Consider the following 15,092-nt stretch of genomic DNA (forward strand, 5'->3'; position numbering starts at 1 on the left):
AGTCATCATGGCAAAGAAAAAAGAAGAGTTGGATCCAGAAACCCTCGAACTGATTAACTGGTGTATCGAGGTGGAAGGATTCCTGGTTAAAGGCGGCGCTACGCAGCAAGAGGCGCAGGATCACATTGAAGAGCAGGTCGAGTGGTTCACCGACCAATTCTACGACGGGCTGACGCCCGAGGAGGCAGCCAAGGAAGCCTTGGCCTAAATCTCAACCCGGCTGTGCGTCATGGTGTGCCTCATGACAAACGACGCACAGCTTATTCCCCTCCGGGTCGCGGAAGTAAGCGCCGTAGTAATTGGCGTGGTACTGCGGCCTCAGTCCCGGCGCACCTTCGCACACGCCGCCATGTTCTCGCGCCGCCGCGTAGGCGCGATCCACCATCTCCCTTGACGTCGCCTGTAGCGCCAGCATTTGGCCGTTGCCGCATACCGCCGGCTGATTGTCGTATGGCGCGCCGATGATGAACAGCGGCCGTGCGCCTTCGGCCGGCTGCCATGCGGCCCACGGCCGATGCGTGTCGACGAAGCGCTGGCGCGCGCCCAGCTCCGCCATCACGGCGCTGTAGAACGGCAGCGCCTCTTCAAAGTTGTTAATCCCCACATAAACGTGCGACAGCATTGCGTCCTCCGGCGAGTGAGTATATCGTCAACATTTGGAGATATAGTGTACGCGGAGACGAGCACAATATGGAAAAAAATACCATGGAACTCACACCGGGCATGGCGCCGCCGACGCGCCACATTGCCGACCTGCCAGGCCCCAAGGCGCGGCCGCTGTTCGGCAACGTGGGCGAGATCCGCGCCCAGCCATTTCACCATGTGCTGGAAAGCTGGGCGCGCGAGTTCGGGCCGCTGTACCGTTTCCGCATCATGCGCAAGCAGATGCTGGCGACCTCCGACCGCGACCTGATCGCCGCGCTGCTGCGCGACCGGCCGGACATGATGCGCCGTTCCAGCCGTACGGCGGAAATGCTGAACGAGATCGGCACGCGCGGCCTGTTCACCGCCGAGGGCGAGGACTGGCGCCGCCAGCGCAAGCTGGTGATGCGGGCGCTGACGCCGGAGGTGATCCATAATTTTTTCCCGGCGCTGGCGGCGATGACGGAGCGTTTGCGCTTGCGCTGGGAGGCCGCCATCGCTGCCGGCAAGCCGGTCGATCTGCTGCGTGACTTGAAGGCTTACACGCTGGACGTGACGATCGGTTTGGCAATGGGGCAGGACATCAACACGCTGGAGCTGGAAGAGCATCCGCTACAGCGCGACATCGAATTTTTGTTCAAGCTGGTGGCGAAGCGTTTGACCACGCCGTTCACTTACTGGCGCGTGGCGATGCTGAAGCGCGCACAGGATCACGAAGCGATTGCCGCAGCGGCGCGCATTCAGCAGGCGATCTTTGGCTTTATCGCGCAGGCACGCAAGCGCATTGCAGAGAATCCGGTTCTGCGCCAAAAGCCCTCGAATATGCTGGAAGCGCTGATTGTGGCGCGCGACGAACCGGATTCCGGCTTCACCGATGAAGAGGTGGTGGGCAACGCCATTACCATGGTGTTTGCCGGCGAGGATACGACTTCCAATACAGCGGCGTGGCTGCTCGAATTCCTGGCCGGCCATCCGCAAGCCGCCGCGCGCATGGCGGAAGAATCGCGGCAAGTGCTGGGCGAGCGCGCTGTGCTCGACGATTATCACCTGCTCGATAAACTCAAATACATCGACGCCGCCACGCGCGAAGCGATGCGCCTCAAGCCGGTGGCGCCGTTCATGGCGGCTGAGCCGACGCAAGATGTGGTGCTGGGCGACTTGGCCGTGCCCGAGGGGACGGTGATCTTTCTGCTGCTGCGCCATGCCTCCGAACGTGAATGCGAGTTGGCGCAGCCCGAGCGCTTCAGGCCGGAGCGCTGGCTGGAAGGCGCGATTGGACAGGGCGATGACCCGGGCCGCAAGCTGTTCCCCTTTGGCGGCGGGCCGCGTTTCTGTCCGGGACGTTATCTCGCCATGGCGGAGATTAAGATGGTGATGTCTATGCTGGCGCGGAATTTCGCATTGGAGCGGGTGCCCGGTGCACCGGCGGCGCGCGAGTGCTTCACTTTTACCATGACGCCGGATGCGCTGCCGGTGCGCCTGGTGCAAAATAACTAAAAAGGAAAAACCATGTTCAAGAAAATCATCGTAGGCATCTCGGTACTGATCTTGATCGTACTGGCGGTGGCGGCTTTGCAGCCGGCCACGTACAGCGTCACGCGCAGCATTGCCATCAAGGCGCCGCCGGAAAAAATTCAACCGCTGATCAGCGATTTTCATAATTGGCCTCTATGGTCGCCGTGGGAGAAACTGGATCCCGCAATGAACCGCACGTTCAGCGGTGCGCCCAAGGATCTGGGCGCAGTCTATGCTTGGAAGGGCAATAAGAACGTGGGCTCCGGCCGCATGGAGGTGATCGGCCTGACGCCGGCCAAGGTCGGCATCAAGCTCGATTTCTATGAGCCGATGGCCTCTACTGCGGACACGGATTTTGTGCTGGAGACCAAAGGCGATGTCACCACTGTAAGCTGGACGATGTCCGGTAAGACCGACTACATCGCCAAGCTGATGACCATCTTCGTCAGCATGGACAGCATGATCGGCCCGGCGTTTGAAAGCGGCCTGTCGCAGATGAAGGCGGTGGCGGAAAAATAAGCGGAGGTATGCGATGCGGATGCGGGCGGCGGTAGGTGTGGTGTTGATGCTGGCGGCGACGGCGGTGCAGTGCGCACCGCTGCGGCAGAATCATCCCATCATCGGCACGTGGCGCATCACGCTGCCGGATGGCTCGTGCAGCGAGACTTACCGCATTCGCGCCGACGGCACCACGCTGGTGTTTAGTAACGAGGAGGTGGCCGAGTCCACCTTCACTGTCAGCGATCAGCCGGACAAGAATGGTTTCTACGAAGAGACCGACACCATCACCAAGGATAACGGCAAGCGCGATTGCAGCGGCGAGATCACTGCACCGGGGCGCGCCGTCACCAACTATCTTCAGTTCCACCCGAGCGGCAATATGTTCGTGATGTGCGTGGAACGCAGCCTCGATCGCTGTATCGGGCCTTTCATCCGCGTGCGCGGAAAATCCATCTAGCTGCTGCTTTTGTCACGATAGGCGCCGGGATTCACGCCGGCCCATTCCTTGAACGCGTGGTTAAAGGCGCTCTGCTCCTGGTAGCCGAGCAGGAAGGCAATGTCGATCAGGCTTAATTCGGGCCGCCGTAAGTAATCCTTGGCCAGCGCGAAGCGCGCTTGATCCAGTACTTGCTGGAAGGTGGCGCCGGCCTCGCTCAACTTGCGCTGCAAGGTGCGCGGCGACAGTTTCAAATCATCGGCAATCGAGGCTAGCCGCACCTGTCCGTGCGATAGCTTGGCGACGATGGCCGCATGTACTTGCTGCGTGATTGAGGGCTGCGTGGCTGCGCGCTGTTGCAGCAGTTGTTCGGCGTGCTGCTGGAGTACCGGATAAAGGCTGACGTCCGCGTTCGGCACCGGCCATGACAGCAGGGCGGCGGCGAAGCTGGCGACGTTGGCTTCGGCGTTGAACACAGGCGTTTCGCCCAGTACGCGGGCGTATTCGTCGCGCAGTTCGGGCGGGCCGCCGTCGTGCATCAGGCGTAGTTCGTTGGCCGGCAGGGTGATCCCGGCCAGCCAGTTGCTGAATACGCGGATGCCGGAGAACACGCTGTCCACCAAGTGGCGATGGCCGCTGCCGTAGTTGCTGTGCCACGTATAGCTGGCGATGTCGTCGTCGATGCTGATGTTGGAGCGGCCCAGATCATGGGCCAGCTGCTCGTAGCGCATGGTTTGTTCGAACACCTGGCCGAAGTCGCGGCAGCTCAGCAAGATCAAGCCGTAGACGGTGTAGGTGCCGAGTTTGACGCACTGGCCCACGTGCAGGCCGAAATGCGGATCGTTGGCCAGTGCGGCGGCGATGTCGAGCAGGCGCACGTAGTCGTCGGCAGACAGCGATTCCGGCAGCGGCTCCAGCGTGCCTGTCGGCAGATGGGCCGCTTGCTCCAGTGCCTGGGCGCTGACGCCGCGCAGGGCGGCCGCTTCCAATAATGGCTGTAGATAGGAACCTGCAACGCGCTTGGCATGATCGAACAAGGTAGATGTCATGAATACGCAATACCGGCTGGCGGCATTGTTTTAATCTCAAGGATTGGATACTCAGTATAACGGAGATGGCAATACCATGAGACGCTGGAACGGTTGGGGAGATGAGTCGGTGGAGTTTGCGCTGAACGGCGAAGCGCTGGCTTTTCTCGCGCAGCGCATTGGAGCTGGCAAGCCGGTGGCGGATGCGGCGCTGGCGCAGGCTTGCGCGCAGATTGCGGAATCGCGCCTGCCGCCACACCGCTTGATTGATACGTCGGCCGAGGTTCGGCTGCGCAATGCGCTGGGCCAGAGCTTGCCGGATTGGCTGCGCCTGCGCTATGGCGTGATCGGCTCCGCACCGGATGGCGTGGCTTACCCGGAGAGCGCGCAGGATGTGCGCGATTTGCTCGATTATGCGCAGCAGTATGGCGTGGCTTTGATTCCGCAGGGCGGCGGCACCAGTGTGGCGGGGCATTTGACGGCGCCGGGCGGTGTGCCGTCGCTGACAGTGAATATGACGCGCATGCGGCAGTTGCTGTATCTCGATACCGAGTCGCAGTTGGCGACGTTTGGCGCGGGCGTGCTCGGGCCCGATCTGGAAGCGCAGTTGCGTGCGCGCGGATACACCTTGGGGCATTTTCCGCAGTCGTTTGAGTATTCGACCTTGGGCGGCTGGGTCGTCACGCGTTCGTCGGGGCAGCAGTCTTTGCGCTACGGGCGCATTGAGCAGATGTTCCGTGGCGGCTCGATGGAGACGCCATCGGGCACGTTGCATTTGCCGACCTTCCCCGCATCGGCTGCGGGGCCCGATTTACGTGAGATGGTGCTGGGCTCCGAGGGGCGACTTGGGATTTTGACCGAGGCCACGGTGCGGGTGAGTGCGGCGCCAGCGTACGAGGCGTTCCATGCGGTGTTCTTCCCGGATTGGGCGGGGGCGGAAACGGCTGTGCGGCAGATTGTGCAGGCTGGGTTGCCGTTGTCGATGCTGCGCCTGTCGAATGCATTGGAGACGACCACCATGCTGGCGCTGGCCGGCCATAAGAAACTGATCTCGCTGCTGGAGGGGTACTTGTCGCTGCGCGGCTGCGGCGAGGGCAAGTGCATGCTGATGATCGGTGTGAGCGGGCGCAAGCCGGCGGCCCGTTCAGCTTTGAGGGCGGCGCTGGCGTTGGCGGCTCCGCATGGCAGTGTGCACGTTGGCCGTTACATGGGGAACAAGTGGAAGCAGAATCGCTTCCGCAATGTGTACCTGCGTAACGCGGCTTGGTCGCATGGTTATGCCATCGACACGGTGGAGACGGCGGTCGACTGGCCGCGCGTGGAGATCATGATGCGGTCGGTGGAGGCGGCGGCGACTGCGGCGCTGGGCGCGCACGGAGAGCAGGTGCACGCTTATACGCACTTGTCGCATTTGTATGCTCAGGGGGCTAGTGTTTATACGACGTTTGTTTATCGACTGGCTGGCGATTATGAATCGGATCTGGCGCGCTGGAAGTCGCTGAAGAAGGCGGTGTCGATGGCGATTGTGGAAAATGGTGGGACGATCAGTCATCAGCATGGCGTGGGTTCTGACCATGCGCCGTATTTGGCGGCGGAGAAGGGTAAGCTGGGGATGTCGTCGCTGCGGGCGTTGTTTGAGCATGTCGACCCGCAGGGGATTATGAATCCCGGGAAGTTGCTGCCATGAGCAGGCAGTTGGCGCTGGCCGGGCCGTGGGACGTGGTGGTGATCGGCGGCGGCATCACCGGCGCGGGGATTCTGCTGGAGGCGGCGCGGCGCGGTTTGCGCGTGCTGCTGGTGGAGCAGCGGGATTTTGCCTGGGGCACGTCGAGCAGGTCTTCAAAGCTGGTGCATGGCGGCTTGCGGTATTTGAAGGAGGGTCAGTTCGGCTTGACGCGCGAGTCGGTGCATGAGCGCGAGCACTTGCTGCAACAGGCCGCAGGCCTGGTGGAGCCGCAGAGTTTTGCGTTTGGCGATTATGTGGGGCGCAAGCCGGGCAAGCGGGCGTTCCTGGTGGGGCTGGCGATTTACGATCGCATGGCGGGGCAGCGCGGGCGGCATTATTTCGAGCGCGATGAGTTTGTGGCGATGGCGCCGAATGTGGCCACCGAGGGCCTGCAAGGCGGAATGGTCTACACGGACGCCAAGACGGATGATGCACGGCTGGTGCTGCGCGTGTTGCAGGAGGCGCGTCAGCATGGCGGCGTTGCGGTGAACTACATGGCCGTCGAGTCGCTGCTGCACGAGGGCGGCGAGGTGTGTGGGGCGCGCCTGCGCGATGGTTTGAGCGGCGGGCAGCACGAAGTCCGCGCGCGGCTGGTGATCAGCGCGACCGGCGCGTGGGCAGACCGCTTGCGTGCAGCTGGCGAAGCGGGGCATCGGCTGCGGCCTTTGCGGGGCAGCCACTTGGTGCTGCCGGCCTGGCGGCTGCCTCTGGCGCAGGCGATTAGTTTGATTCATCCGGCCGACGGCCGGCCGGTGTTCGCTTATCCGTGGGAGGGTGTCACGCTGGTCGGCACGACCGACGTCGATCACGCTGACGACCTGTCGCGCGAAGCGGCCATTACACGCGCGGAATGCGATTACCTGATGGCTGCCTTGCACGCCCAATTTCCGCAACTGAACCTCAGCGACGACGACATCATCGCCACCTACGCCGGCGTGCGTCCCGTGATCGACAGCGGCAAGGCCGATCCCTCCAAGGAAACGCGCGACCACGCGCTATGGCTGGAACACGGCCTGCTCACCGTCACCGGCGGCAAGCTGACGACTTTCCGCGTCATTGCACTGGATGCCCTCAAGCTGGCGGCCACGCGACTCCCGGAACTGCAAGGCCAACTGACGCCGCAGCCGGTGTTCGCCGCATCGAAGCCGCTGCGCTATACGCCCGACCTGCCGCCCGGCCAGGCGCAACGCCTGCAAGGCCGCTACGGCGCCAGCGCGCAGGCATTGGTCGATGCCGCGCAAGCCGGCGAATTGGAAAACATCCCCGGCACAGAAACCATCTGGGCCCAACTACGCTGGGCCGCGCGCAAGGAGGATGTCTGCAAGCTGGAAGACCTGCTGCTGCGCCGCACGCGCATCGGCATCCAGCTGCGCGGCGGCGGCGCCGGCATCCTGCCGCGCATCCGCAGCATCTGCCAGCCGGAACTCGGCTGGAGCGACCAGCGGTGGGAAGCGGAACAACACGCCTTCCTCGTACTCTGGCGCACGCATTACAATCTACCAAAACTATAACGAGACATCATGGCAGACCAATACCTGCTCTCCATCGACAACGGCACGCAAAGCGTGCGCGCGCTGCTGTTCGACTTGAACGGCAACCTCGCGGCCAAGTCGCAAATCCATCTGGAAGCATATTTCTCCGACCATCCCGGCTGGGCCGAGCATGACGCCGACGGTTACTGGGACGCGGTGGCCGCCGCGTGCCAGCAACTGTGGCAAAGCACGGATATACCGCGCAGCGCCGTCAACGGCGTCGCCGTCACCACGCAGCGCGGCACCGTTGTGAACCTGGATCGCGACGGCAAGGTGCTGCGGCCCGCCATCACATGGCTAGACCAGCGCCGGGTAGGCAAGCAAAAGCCACTGAGCCTGCTGTGGCGCACCGCCTTCAAGCTGGCGCGCGTCGGCGGCACCATCGAATACTTCCGGCGCGAAGCGGAGATCAACTGGATCGCCGAGCATCAGCCGGAGATCTGGGCCAAGACGCATAAATACCTGCTGCTGTCAGGCTTCCTCAATTTCCGCCTGTGCGGCCGCCATGTTGATTCTACTGGCTCGCAAGTCGCTTACCTGCCGTTCGACTACAAGCGCCACAAATGGGCCGGTGCGCGCGACTGGAAGTGGGAAGCACTGAAAGTACGCGCCGATATGCTACCGGAACTGGTCGTCCCCGGCACCATCATCGGCTCCATCACCAAAGCCGCCGCCGAGGCGACCGGCATCCTGGAAGGCACGCCGCTGGTGGCCGCTGCTGCCGATAAAGCGTGCGAAGTCATCGGCGCTGGCAGCCTGGAGCCGCACATCGCTTGCCTGAGTTACGGCACCACGGCCACCATCAACACCACCAGCAAAAAGTACGTCGAGGTCACGCCGTTCATTCCTCCATATCCGGCGGCGGTGCCGGGCGCTTACAGCACCGAGGTGCAAATCTTTCGTGGCTACTGGATGGTCAACTGGTTCAAAGAGCAGTTTGGCCATCTCGAACAGATGGCGGGAGCAGAGCAGGGCATGGCGCCGGAAGCCATGTTCGACCAGCTGGTGAACGAGGTGCCGCCCGGTTCCATGGGGCTGATGCTGCAACCCTACTGGAGTCCCGGCATCCGCATTCCGGGGCCGGAAGCGAAGGGCGCGATGATCGGCTTTGGCGACGTCCACACGCGCGCCCATATGTACCGGGCGATATTGGAGGGCCTGGCCTACGCGCTGAGAGAAGGCAAAGAACGCATCGAAAAGCGCAGCGGCGTCCCCGTGACGGAATTGCGCATCGCCGGCGGCGGTTCGCAAAGCGACGCGGCCATGCAGCTGACGGCCGACATTTTCGGCCTGCCGGCAGCGCGCGCGCACGTCTATGAAACTTCGGGACTCGGTGCGGCCATCGCCATCGCTGCGGGCTTGGGCCTGCACAAGGACTTCGACACCGCCACCCGCGCCATGACGCGTACGGGCCGCGTATTCCATCCCATCGCCGCCAACCAAAAAATCTACGACCAGCTGTACCGCCGCGTGTACCTCAATATGTACAAGCAGTTGCAGCCGATGTACCAGCAAATCGCTGACATCACCGGCTACCCGGAACAAATTTAGCGCATCACCATGGCTTTGACGGCGGCCAGCGAGGCGCCGCCGGTTTTGGTGGCCTGGACTTGATTGCGGCCGCCTTCCTTGGCTACGTACATGGCGCGGTCGGCGGCGACGAATAGGGACTCGGTGTTGTCCAGCTGGTGCGGATGGATGGTCGCTACGCCGATGCTCACCGTCAGCCATGCGGAGGTGGTCGAACGCGGATGCGGGATTTGCAGCGATTCGATATGGGCGCGGATCGACTCCGCCAGCAGGTAGGCCGAGTCCCCATCGGTCTCCGCGAACAGCAGCACGAACTCCTCGCCGCCGTAGCGCGCGGCCAGGTCGGTCGGACGCAGTGCGTGCGAGGCGATGGCTTGCGCTACTTGCTGCAAGCAGGCGTCGCCGGCCGGGTGGCCCAGTGTGTCGTTGTATAGCTTGAAGTGGTCGACATCCAGCACCACCAGCGACAAGGGCTGGCCGCTGCGCATGGCGCGCTGCCATTCTTTTTCGAGGAAGCTGTCGAAGTGGCGGCGGTTGGCGATCTTGGTCAGCGGATCCACCATGGCTGCGCGCTGTAAGGCGTCTTCCGATTGTTTGTGGTGCGTGATGTCGTGCAGCAGGCCGATAAACAGCGGCTGGCGCAGGTACATCGGCGTCAGCGTCAAGTCCATGCACACCGAGCTGCCATTGCGGTGGCGGATGATCACTTCGCGCGTGCCGTGGTTGTGCGCCGTTTGCGGCGCAGCCGCGTAGCGCGCAAAGTAGTCGAGGTATTCCTGCGCCACCAGAGGATTCAGCAACTCGGTGATGCTGCGGCCCGCCAGCGGCTCCAGCTGATAGCCGAGGTATTTGTCGCAGGCCGGATTGGTCATCTGGATGCGGCCATCGGCCTCGAAGATCAGCAGGCCCTCGGCCATGTTGTTAACGATGGTGCGCAGGCGCTCGGCCTGTTCTTCGTGCGTTTCGCTCTTGCTGCGGATTTGCAGCTGCGTGCGCACGCGCGCGCACACTTCCGGCATGCGCAGCGGCTTGCTGATGTAATCGACCGCGCCGATATCAAAACCGGCCACCACGTCCTCGGTGTCGGTGCGCGCGCTCATGAAAATAATCGGGATGCGCTGCGTCGAGGCTTGGCTTTTCAGCTGGCGGCAGGTCTCGTAGCCGTCCATGCCGGGCATCATGATATCGAGCAGGATTAAATCGGGATGCACGCGGCGCGCGATTTTCAGCGCGCGTTCGCCGGAGGTAGCGACAAAGGTTTGATAGCCCTGTTCGACCATCATCTTGCGCAGCGCGCCCAGGTTTTCGGGCGCATCGTCAACGATCAATATCGCGGCATCGCGCCGCGTAGCGAAGCTTAGACTTCCAGAATTCATTGGGAATCGCCTTTAACCGGGTGGGTTGCATTGGCGTGTGCCGGCCGTTGCGCGGGTGGGCAACGGCGAGCGAAAACGAGGGTGATTGATACGCGTTTCAACAAAGGCTGGCCTGATATGAAAGTGACTATCCGTCCAAATCATACCGCTTTGCAACGCCCGTTGGTGAAAAAAAAGCGAGGGTTTTTTGAGTGTTGACGCGGATGCATCGGGCCGCAGCCGCGCTAGCGCCTAATGGTGTAAGTAATGTTGGCGGGATGCTAAAGGATTCGGGCTTTTTCGTGACTATTGGTGATAAAGTCGCTGCCGATTGTGTTGTATTTTTGTGGGCGGCGAGTGCCGCCCACGGAGGCTGCTTGAACGTCGCTTAGATCTTGGCGGCGATCAGTTTGCCGAGGATCTCAATGCCTTGACGGATGCGTTCCGGCGGCACGGTCACGAAGGACAGGCGCAGGGTGTTGGTCTCCGGCTCGTTGGCGTAGAACGGCGAACCTGGCACGAAAGCCACTTTCTGCGCAATCGCTTCATCCAGCAGCTGCATGGCGTTGATGTGCTTCGGCAGCGTGACCCAGATGAACATGCCGCCTTCCGGCTTGGTCCACTCGACGCCGGTCGGGAAGTGCTGCGCCATGGCGTCCAGCATGACCTGGCATTGGTCGCCGTACAGGGTGCGGATTTTTGGAATGTGCTTGTCCAGGAAACCGTCCTTTACCACTTCGTGCACCACCATCTGGGTCAGCTGCGAAGTGTGCAGGTCGGCCGCTTGCTTGGCCAGTTCCAGGCGGCGCGCCAGCGGCAGCGGAGCGCACACGTAGCCGAGGCGGATGCCAGGGGTCAGTACTTTGGAGAAGGAACCCATGTAGATCACGCCGTCCGGGTTCATTGCCACCATCTTCGGCGATGGCTCGCCCTTGTAGCTCAGCGAGCCGTAAGGATCATCTTCGATCAGCGGCAGACCGAGACGCGCGCAGGTCTCTACCAGTTCCTGGCGGCGCTCGACCGACAGCGAACGGCCGGTCGGGTTCTGGAAGTTCGGCAGGGAGTACAGCAGACGCGCGCCTTCAGCTACGGCGTCGATCGACGACGGCACCAGGCCATGTTCGTCGGTGGCCACCGATTTGAATTCAGGCAGGTAGACCGAGAACGCTTGCAGCGCACCCAGGTAGGACGGGGTCTCAACCAGTACGCGGCTGCCTTCGTCGATCAGCACTTTGCCCAGCAGATCCAGCGCTTGCTGCGAACCGGAGGTCATCAGGATTTGTTCCGGCACGATCTTGGCGCCGCCGGTCGACAGCGAGTCGGCGATCCACTGACGCAGCGGGGTGTAGCCGTCGGTCGGGCCGTATTGCAAGGCCACTTTGCCGTTTTCGGTCAGCACCTTGTCGTAGGCGACCTTCATTTCGTCGACCGGGAAGGTGGCTGGCGACGGCAGGCCGCCGGCGAAGGAGATGATCTCTGGCTGCTGCGTGATCTTCAGGATCTCGCGGATGAAGGAAGCTTGCAGCTGCTCGGCGCGTTCAGCGAAGCGCCACTGGATCGGATTTTGGTTTTCGATTTTCATACTTGTCTCACTAAGGGATGCTATTTCTACTTACGCGACTTCCGCGATCAATTCGATTTCAACGCAGGCGCCCAGCGGGATTTGCGCCACGCCGAAGGCCGAGCGGGCGTGCTTGCCGGCGTCGCCGAACACTTCGCCCAGCAGCTCGGAAGCGCCGTTGGTGACCAGGTGCTGTTCGGTGAAGTCTGGCGTCGAGTTCACGAGGCTCATCACTTTGACGATGCGCTTGACGCGGGTCAGGTCGCCGCCAACAGCCGCTTGCAGGGTGCCCATCAAGTCGATGGCGATGGCGCGCGCGGCGGCCTTGCCTTCTGCGGTGTCGATGTTCTTGCCCAGTTGGCCGACCCAAACGCTGCCGTCGGCGCGCTTGGCGATGTGGCCCGATAGGAATACCAGATTGCCGGTTTGGGCGTACATGACGTAGGCGGCGGCTGGGGTAGCCGGTGCAGCCAAGGTGATATCAAGCGCTTTTAGTTTTTCGTAAACAGACATGTGGTTTCCAGTTGTTGTTGATATGTGTGTGTCGAGACCGATATTGTACTCTTGCCGCAGGGGATGCTCACAATTGAGGCAAAATCAAGATACTGTATGGTGTCAGCCCCGTTTTACCTGCATTTTGCGGCCCGCGCCCACGACCGCGATGACGGCGATTGCGAAGATCAGGGTTTGCCATTCCAGCAACTCTCCCAGCACCACGGTGGCGCCCAGTACAGATAAAAACGGCTGCACCAGCTGTACTTGTCCGACCCGCGCCACCCCGCCCAGCGCCATGCCGCGATACCAGAAGAAGAATCCGATAAACATCGAGAATACGGAGACGTAGGCGAAGCCGGTCCATGCGGCCGCGCTGGCGTGCCGGATTTGTGCGGCTTCCTGCCAGCCCAGCCAGCCGACCACCGGCAGCAGCGGCGGGGCGGCCAGCACCAGCGCCCAGCAGATGGTTTGCTGCCCGCCCAGCGTTTGCGACAGGCGGCCGCCGGCGGCGTAGCCCATCGCGGCCAGAAGCACGGCCATGAAGATGGCCAGGTCGGCAGCGTGCAGACTGCCGCCGCTCTGGCGCAGCGCAAAGCCGACCACCAGCGTGGAGCCTAAGATAGCCATGATCCAGAAACCTTTGGATGGCTTTTCGCCGCCCAGTATGGCTGCGAACATCGCCGTAGCCAGCGGCAGTACGCCGACCAGTACAGCGCCGTGGGCGGCGGGCAGGCTACGCATGGCGACGGAAGTCAGCCACGGGAAGCCAATCACGCAGCCGATAGCGACCATGGCGAGGGCGGGCAGGGCGGAGCGCGGCGGCAGCGGGGCGCGTTTCCAGTACAGCCAGCCGCCAGCCAGTACAGCTGCCGCCAGCGCGCGGCCAAGGGCGACGAACATGGGCGAGAGGCCGGCGCTGCCGCCGATTCCGCCGCCGACGGCCAGCCGGGTGAAGGGCAAGGTCAGGCTGAAGATGGCGACGCCGATCAGGCCTAGCAGCATGCCGGTGGTCTCGTCGCTCGTGCGGCGGTGCGTGGTGAGGGTGCTGGTGATTGGATTCATGGCTTTATCCTACGTGACAAAACCAGTACAGTGCCAGTACACTTGACAACATAATTCATCATACTGTGACGGTAAAATGACCAATACACGACCACGCACTTCGATGTTGGGCGCCGCAGCAGCGGCAGCCGCGGAGGCAGTCAATGAGGCGCTAGCCGCCGCCCACGCCCGCGCCATGGCCGCGCCGGCACCCGGCCCGTCCATGGCAAGCGTGCCGGTGCCGCCCAAGCCGACGTCCGGCCCCATGATCGGTTTGCTGTTGCGCGAGTCGGGTGAGACGCTGATCGACCAGATCGTGCGCTCGGTGGCGGCGCGGATTGATGACCGCTTGCTGCGCGGCGGTGCGCGCATGCCGTCGATCCGCGCGTTTGCGGCTTCGCACAGCGTGTCGGCGTTCACCGTGGTGGCCGCGTATGACAAGCTGGTGGCGACCGGCTACCTTGAATCGCGCCGTGGTGCAGGCTTCTTCGTGCGTGAACGGCCAGCGATGGCGCTCAATCCTGCCGATGGCGGGGCGGCGGCCGCACCGCTGCGTGCCGCCGCCCAATCCGGCTTCGACTCCAAACCGATCGACGTGGTCTGGCTGGTGCGGAATATGTTCCGCCAGATGCCGCACCAGCAAATGCCTGGCTCCGGCGTGCTGCCGCCCGAATGGCTGGACGGCCCGGCCATCGCCAACGCGCTGCGCGCCGTCAGCCGCCAGAATCCGAATCTGCTCCTGAGCTACGGCGTGCCGCAAGGCTTCCTGCCGCTGCGCCAGCAGCTGCAGCACAAGTTGGCCGAACTGGAAATCGCCGCCGCGCCGGAACAAATCGTCACCACCGCTGGCGTCACGCAAGCACTGGACATGGTGGCGCGTGAATTCACCCGCCCAGGCGACACCATCTTTGTCGACGATCCGGCTTGGTTCCTGATGTTCGGCTCCTTCGCCGCGCTGGGCGCGAAAGTGATCGGCATCCCGCGCCTTGCTGATGGCCCGGACATCGCCCGCCTGGCCGAGCTGGCCGCGCTGCACAAGCCCAAGCTGTATATCATCAACTCGGTGCTGCACAACCCTAGTTCCACCTCGCTGTCCGCGGCCAAGGCCTTCCAGGTGCTGCGCCTCTCCGAGGAACACGACTTCCTGATCGTGGAAGACGACATCTATTGCGACCTGCATCCCGGCAGCGCCGTGCAACCGGCCACGCGCCTGGCCGCGCTAGACCAGCTGCAACGCGTGATCTACCTCGGCGGCTTCTCCAAGACCATGGCGGCCAACCTGCGGGTCGGCTACATCGCCACCTCGGTCGAACGCGCCGAGCGGCTGGCCGACCGCAAGATGCTGTCCACGCTTACCACCAGCGACATCGGTGAGCGCGTCGTCTACAAGGTGTTATCCGAAGGCTCCTACCGCAAGCACGCCGACCGCATGCGCGGGCGCCTGGACGGCATCCGCGCCAAGACCTTGCGCCAGATGGAACGCGTGGGCTTGAAAGTGGACGCCTCGCCACCGGCCGGCATGTTTGTCTGGGTGGACGCCGGCTGTGATACCAACGTGCTGACCGAGCGCGCCATGGCGCACAACCTGCTGCTGGCGCCGGGCAGCCTGTTCTCGCCCAAGCAGCTGCCGTCCACCCGCATGCGCCTGAACGTGGCGGCAATGCAGGAGCCGGCCATCTGGCGCTTCCTTGAGCGGGAACTCTTGAAATAGCCCTTATAATCCCCATCTT

14 protein-coding genes are annotated in these 15,092 nt (G+C 62.9%); 8 read left to right on the top strand and 6 right to left on the bottom strand.

Annotated features, from left to right (window positions below):
* Positions 1-7 precede the first annotated feature (7 nt).
* On the top strand, positions 8-208 hold the full coding sequence (locus GTP45_RS06825; protein WP_161013118.1) for a hypothetical protein: 201 nt from the start codon (positions 8-10) through the stop codon (positions 206-208).
* A 3-nt stretch (positions 209-211) separates the two neighbouring features.
* Here the strand turns inward: GTP45_RS06825 and GTP45_RS06830 are convergent, their stop codons facing one another.
* Positions 212-622 carry a VOC family protein gene (locus GTP45_RS06830; protein WP_161013119.1) on the bottom strand — a complete coding sequence of 137 codons (411 nt, stop codon included), beginning with the start codon at positions 620-622 and terminating at the stop codon, positions 212-214.
* Positions 623-690: 68 nt separating this feature from the next.
* Between GTP45_RS06830 and GTP45_RS06835 the strand changes: the two genes are divergently transcribed.
* The 3 genes from GTP45_RS06835 to GTP45_RS06845 are packed head-to-tail and all read left to right on the top strand — an operon-like array spanning position 691 to position 3,115.
* Positions 691-2,139 carry a cytochrome P450 gene (locus GTP45_RS06835; protein WP_229258361.1) on the top strand — a complete coding sequence of 483 codons (1,449 nt, stop codon included), beginning with the start codon at positions 691-693 and terminating at the stop codon, positions 2,137-2,139.
* Between the two features lie 12 nt (positions 2,140-2,151).
* Positions 2,152-2,676, top strand: a complete 525-nt coding sequence (locus GTP45_RS06840) for an SRPBCC family protein (protein ID WP_161013120.1) — start codon at positions 2,152-2,154, stop codon at positions 2,674-2,676.
* A gap of 13 nt (positions 2,677-2,689) precedes the next feature.
* A complete protein-coding gene (locus GTP45_RS06845) occupies positions 2,690-3,115 on the top strand; it encodes a hypothetical protein (protein ID WP_229258362.1) in 426 nt (141 codons plus the stop codon).
* On the opposite strand, the gene GTP45_RS06850 is transcribed toward GTP45_RS06845, so the two are convergent.
* A complete protein-coding gene (locus GTP45_RS06850) occupies positions 3,112-4,143 on the bottom strand; it encodes an AraC family transcriptional regulator (protein ID WP_161013121.1) in 1,032 nt (343 codons plus the stop codon). The genes GTP45_RS06845 and GTP45_RS06850 overlap by 4 nt on opposite strands.
* Positions 4,144-4,219: 76 nt before the next feature.
* On the opposite strand from GTP45_RS06850, the gene GTP45_RS06855 reads away from it, so the two are divergent.
* From GTP45_RS06855 to GTP45_RS06865, 3 genes are read left to right on the top strand one after another with little or no spacing between them, the layout of a single operon-like run.
* The gene (locus GTP45_RS06855) at positions 4,220-5,809 is read left to right on the top strand and encodes an FAD-binding oxidoreductase (RefSeq protein WP_161013122.1); all 1,590 of its coding nucleotides are present in this window, start codon (positions 4,220-4,222) and stop codon (positions 5,807-5,809) included.
* Positions 5,806-7,359 (top strand): glycerol-3-phosphate dehydrogenase/oxidase, encoded by a 1,554-nt coding sequence (locus GTP45_RS06860; RefSeq protein WP_161013123.1) that lies wholly within the window; start codon positions 5,806-5,808, stop codon positions 7,357-7,359. The genes GTP45_RS06855 and GTP45_RS06860 overlap by 4 nt, the downstream gene beginning before the upstream one ends.
* A 9-nt stretch (positions 7,360-7,368) precedes the next feature.
* Complete coding sequence (locus GTP45_RS06865; RefSeq protein WP_161013124.1) at positions 7,369-8,931, top strand: FGGY-family carbohydrate kinase; 1,563 nt, start codon at positions 7,369-7,371, stop codon at positions 8,929-8,931.
* On the opposite strand, the gene GTP45_RS06870 is transcribed toward GTP45_RS06865, so the two are convergent.
* The 4 genes from GTP45_RS06870 to GTP45_RS06885 form a co-directional block, all read right to left on the bottom strand.
* Positions 8,928-10,286, bottom strand: a complete 1,359-nt coding sequence (locus tag GTP45_RS06870; protein ID WP_161013125.1) for a diguanylate cyclase domain-containing protein — start codon at positions 10,284-10,286, stop codon at positions 8,928-8,930. The two genes, GTP45_RS06865 and GTP45_RS06870, sit on opposite strands and share 4 nt — an antisense overlap.
* Positions 10,287-10,653: 367 nt before the next feature.
* The gene (locus GTP45_RS06875) at positions 10,654-11,847 is read right to left on the bottom strand and encodes an aminotransferase-like domain-containing protein (RefSeq protein WP_161013126.1); all 1,194 of its coding nucleotides are present in this window, start codon (positions 11,845-11,847) and stop codon (positions 10,654-10,656) included.
* A 30-nt stretch (positions 11,848-11,877) separates the two neighbouring features.
* Positions 11,878-12,339 (bottom strand): RidA family protein, encoded by a 462-nt coding sequence (locus tag GTP45_RS06880; protein ID WP_154369492.1) that lies wholly within the window; start codon positions 12,337-12,339, stop codon positions 11,878-11,880.
* A gap of 102 nt (positions 12,340-12,441) precedes the next feature.
* Positions 12,442-13,383 (bottom strand): DMT family transporter, encoded by a 942-nt coding sequence (locus tag GTP45_RS06885; RefSeq protein WP_229258363.1) that lies wholly within the window; start codon positions 13,381-13,383, stop codon positions 12,442-12,444.
* Between the two features lie 76 nt (positions 13,384-13,459).
* Here GTP45_RS06885 and GTP45_RS06890 point away from each other — a divergent pair, with 76 nt between their 5' ends.
* The gene (locus tag GTP45_RS06890; RefSeq protein WP_161013127.1) at positions 13,460-15,073 is read left to right on the top strand and encodes an aminotransferase-like domain-containing protein; all 1,614 of its coding nucleotides are present in this window, start codon (positions 13,460-13,462) and stop codon (positions 15,071-15,073) included.
* Positions 15,074-15,092 lie beyond the last annotated feature (19 nt).

The organism is Duganella rivi (assembly GCF_009857435.1).
Taxonomy (GTDB): domain Bacteria; phylum Pseudomonadota; class Gammaproteobacteria; order Burkholderiales; family Burkholderiaceae_D; genus Rugamonas; species Rugamonas rivi.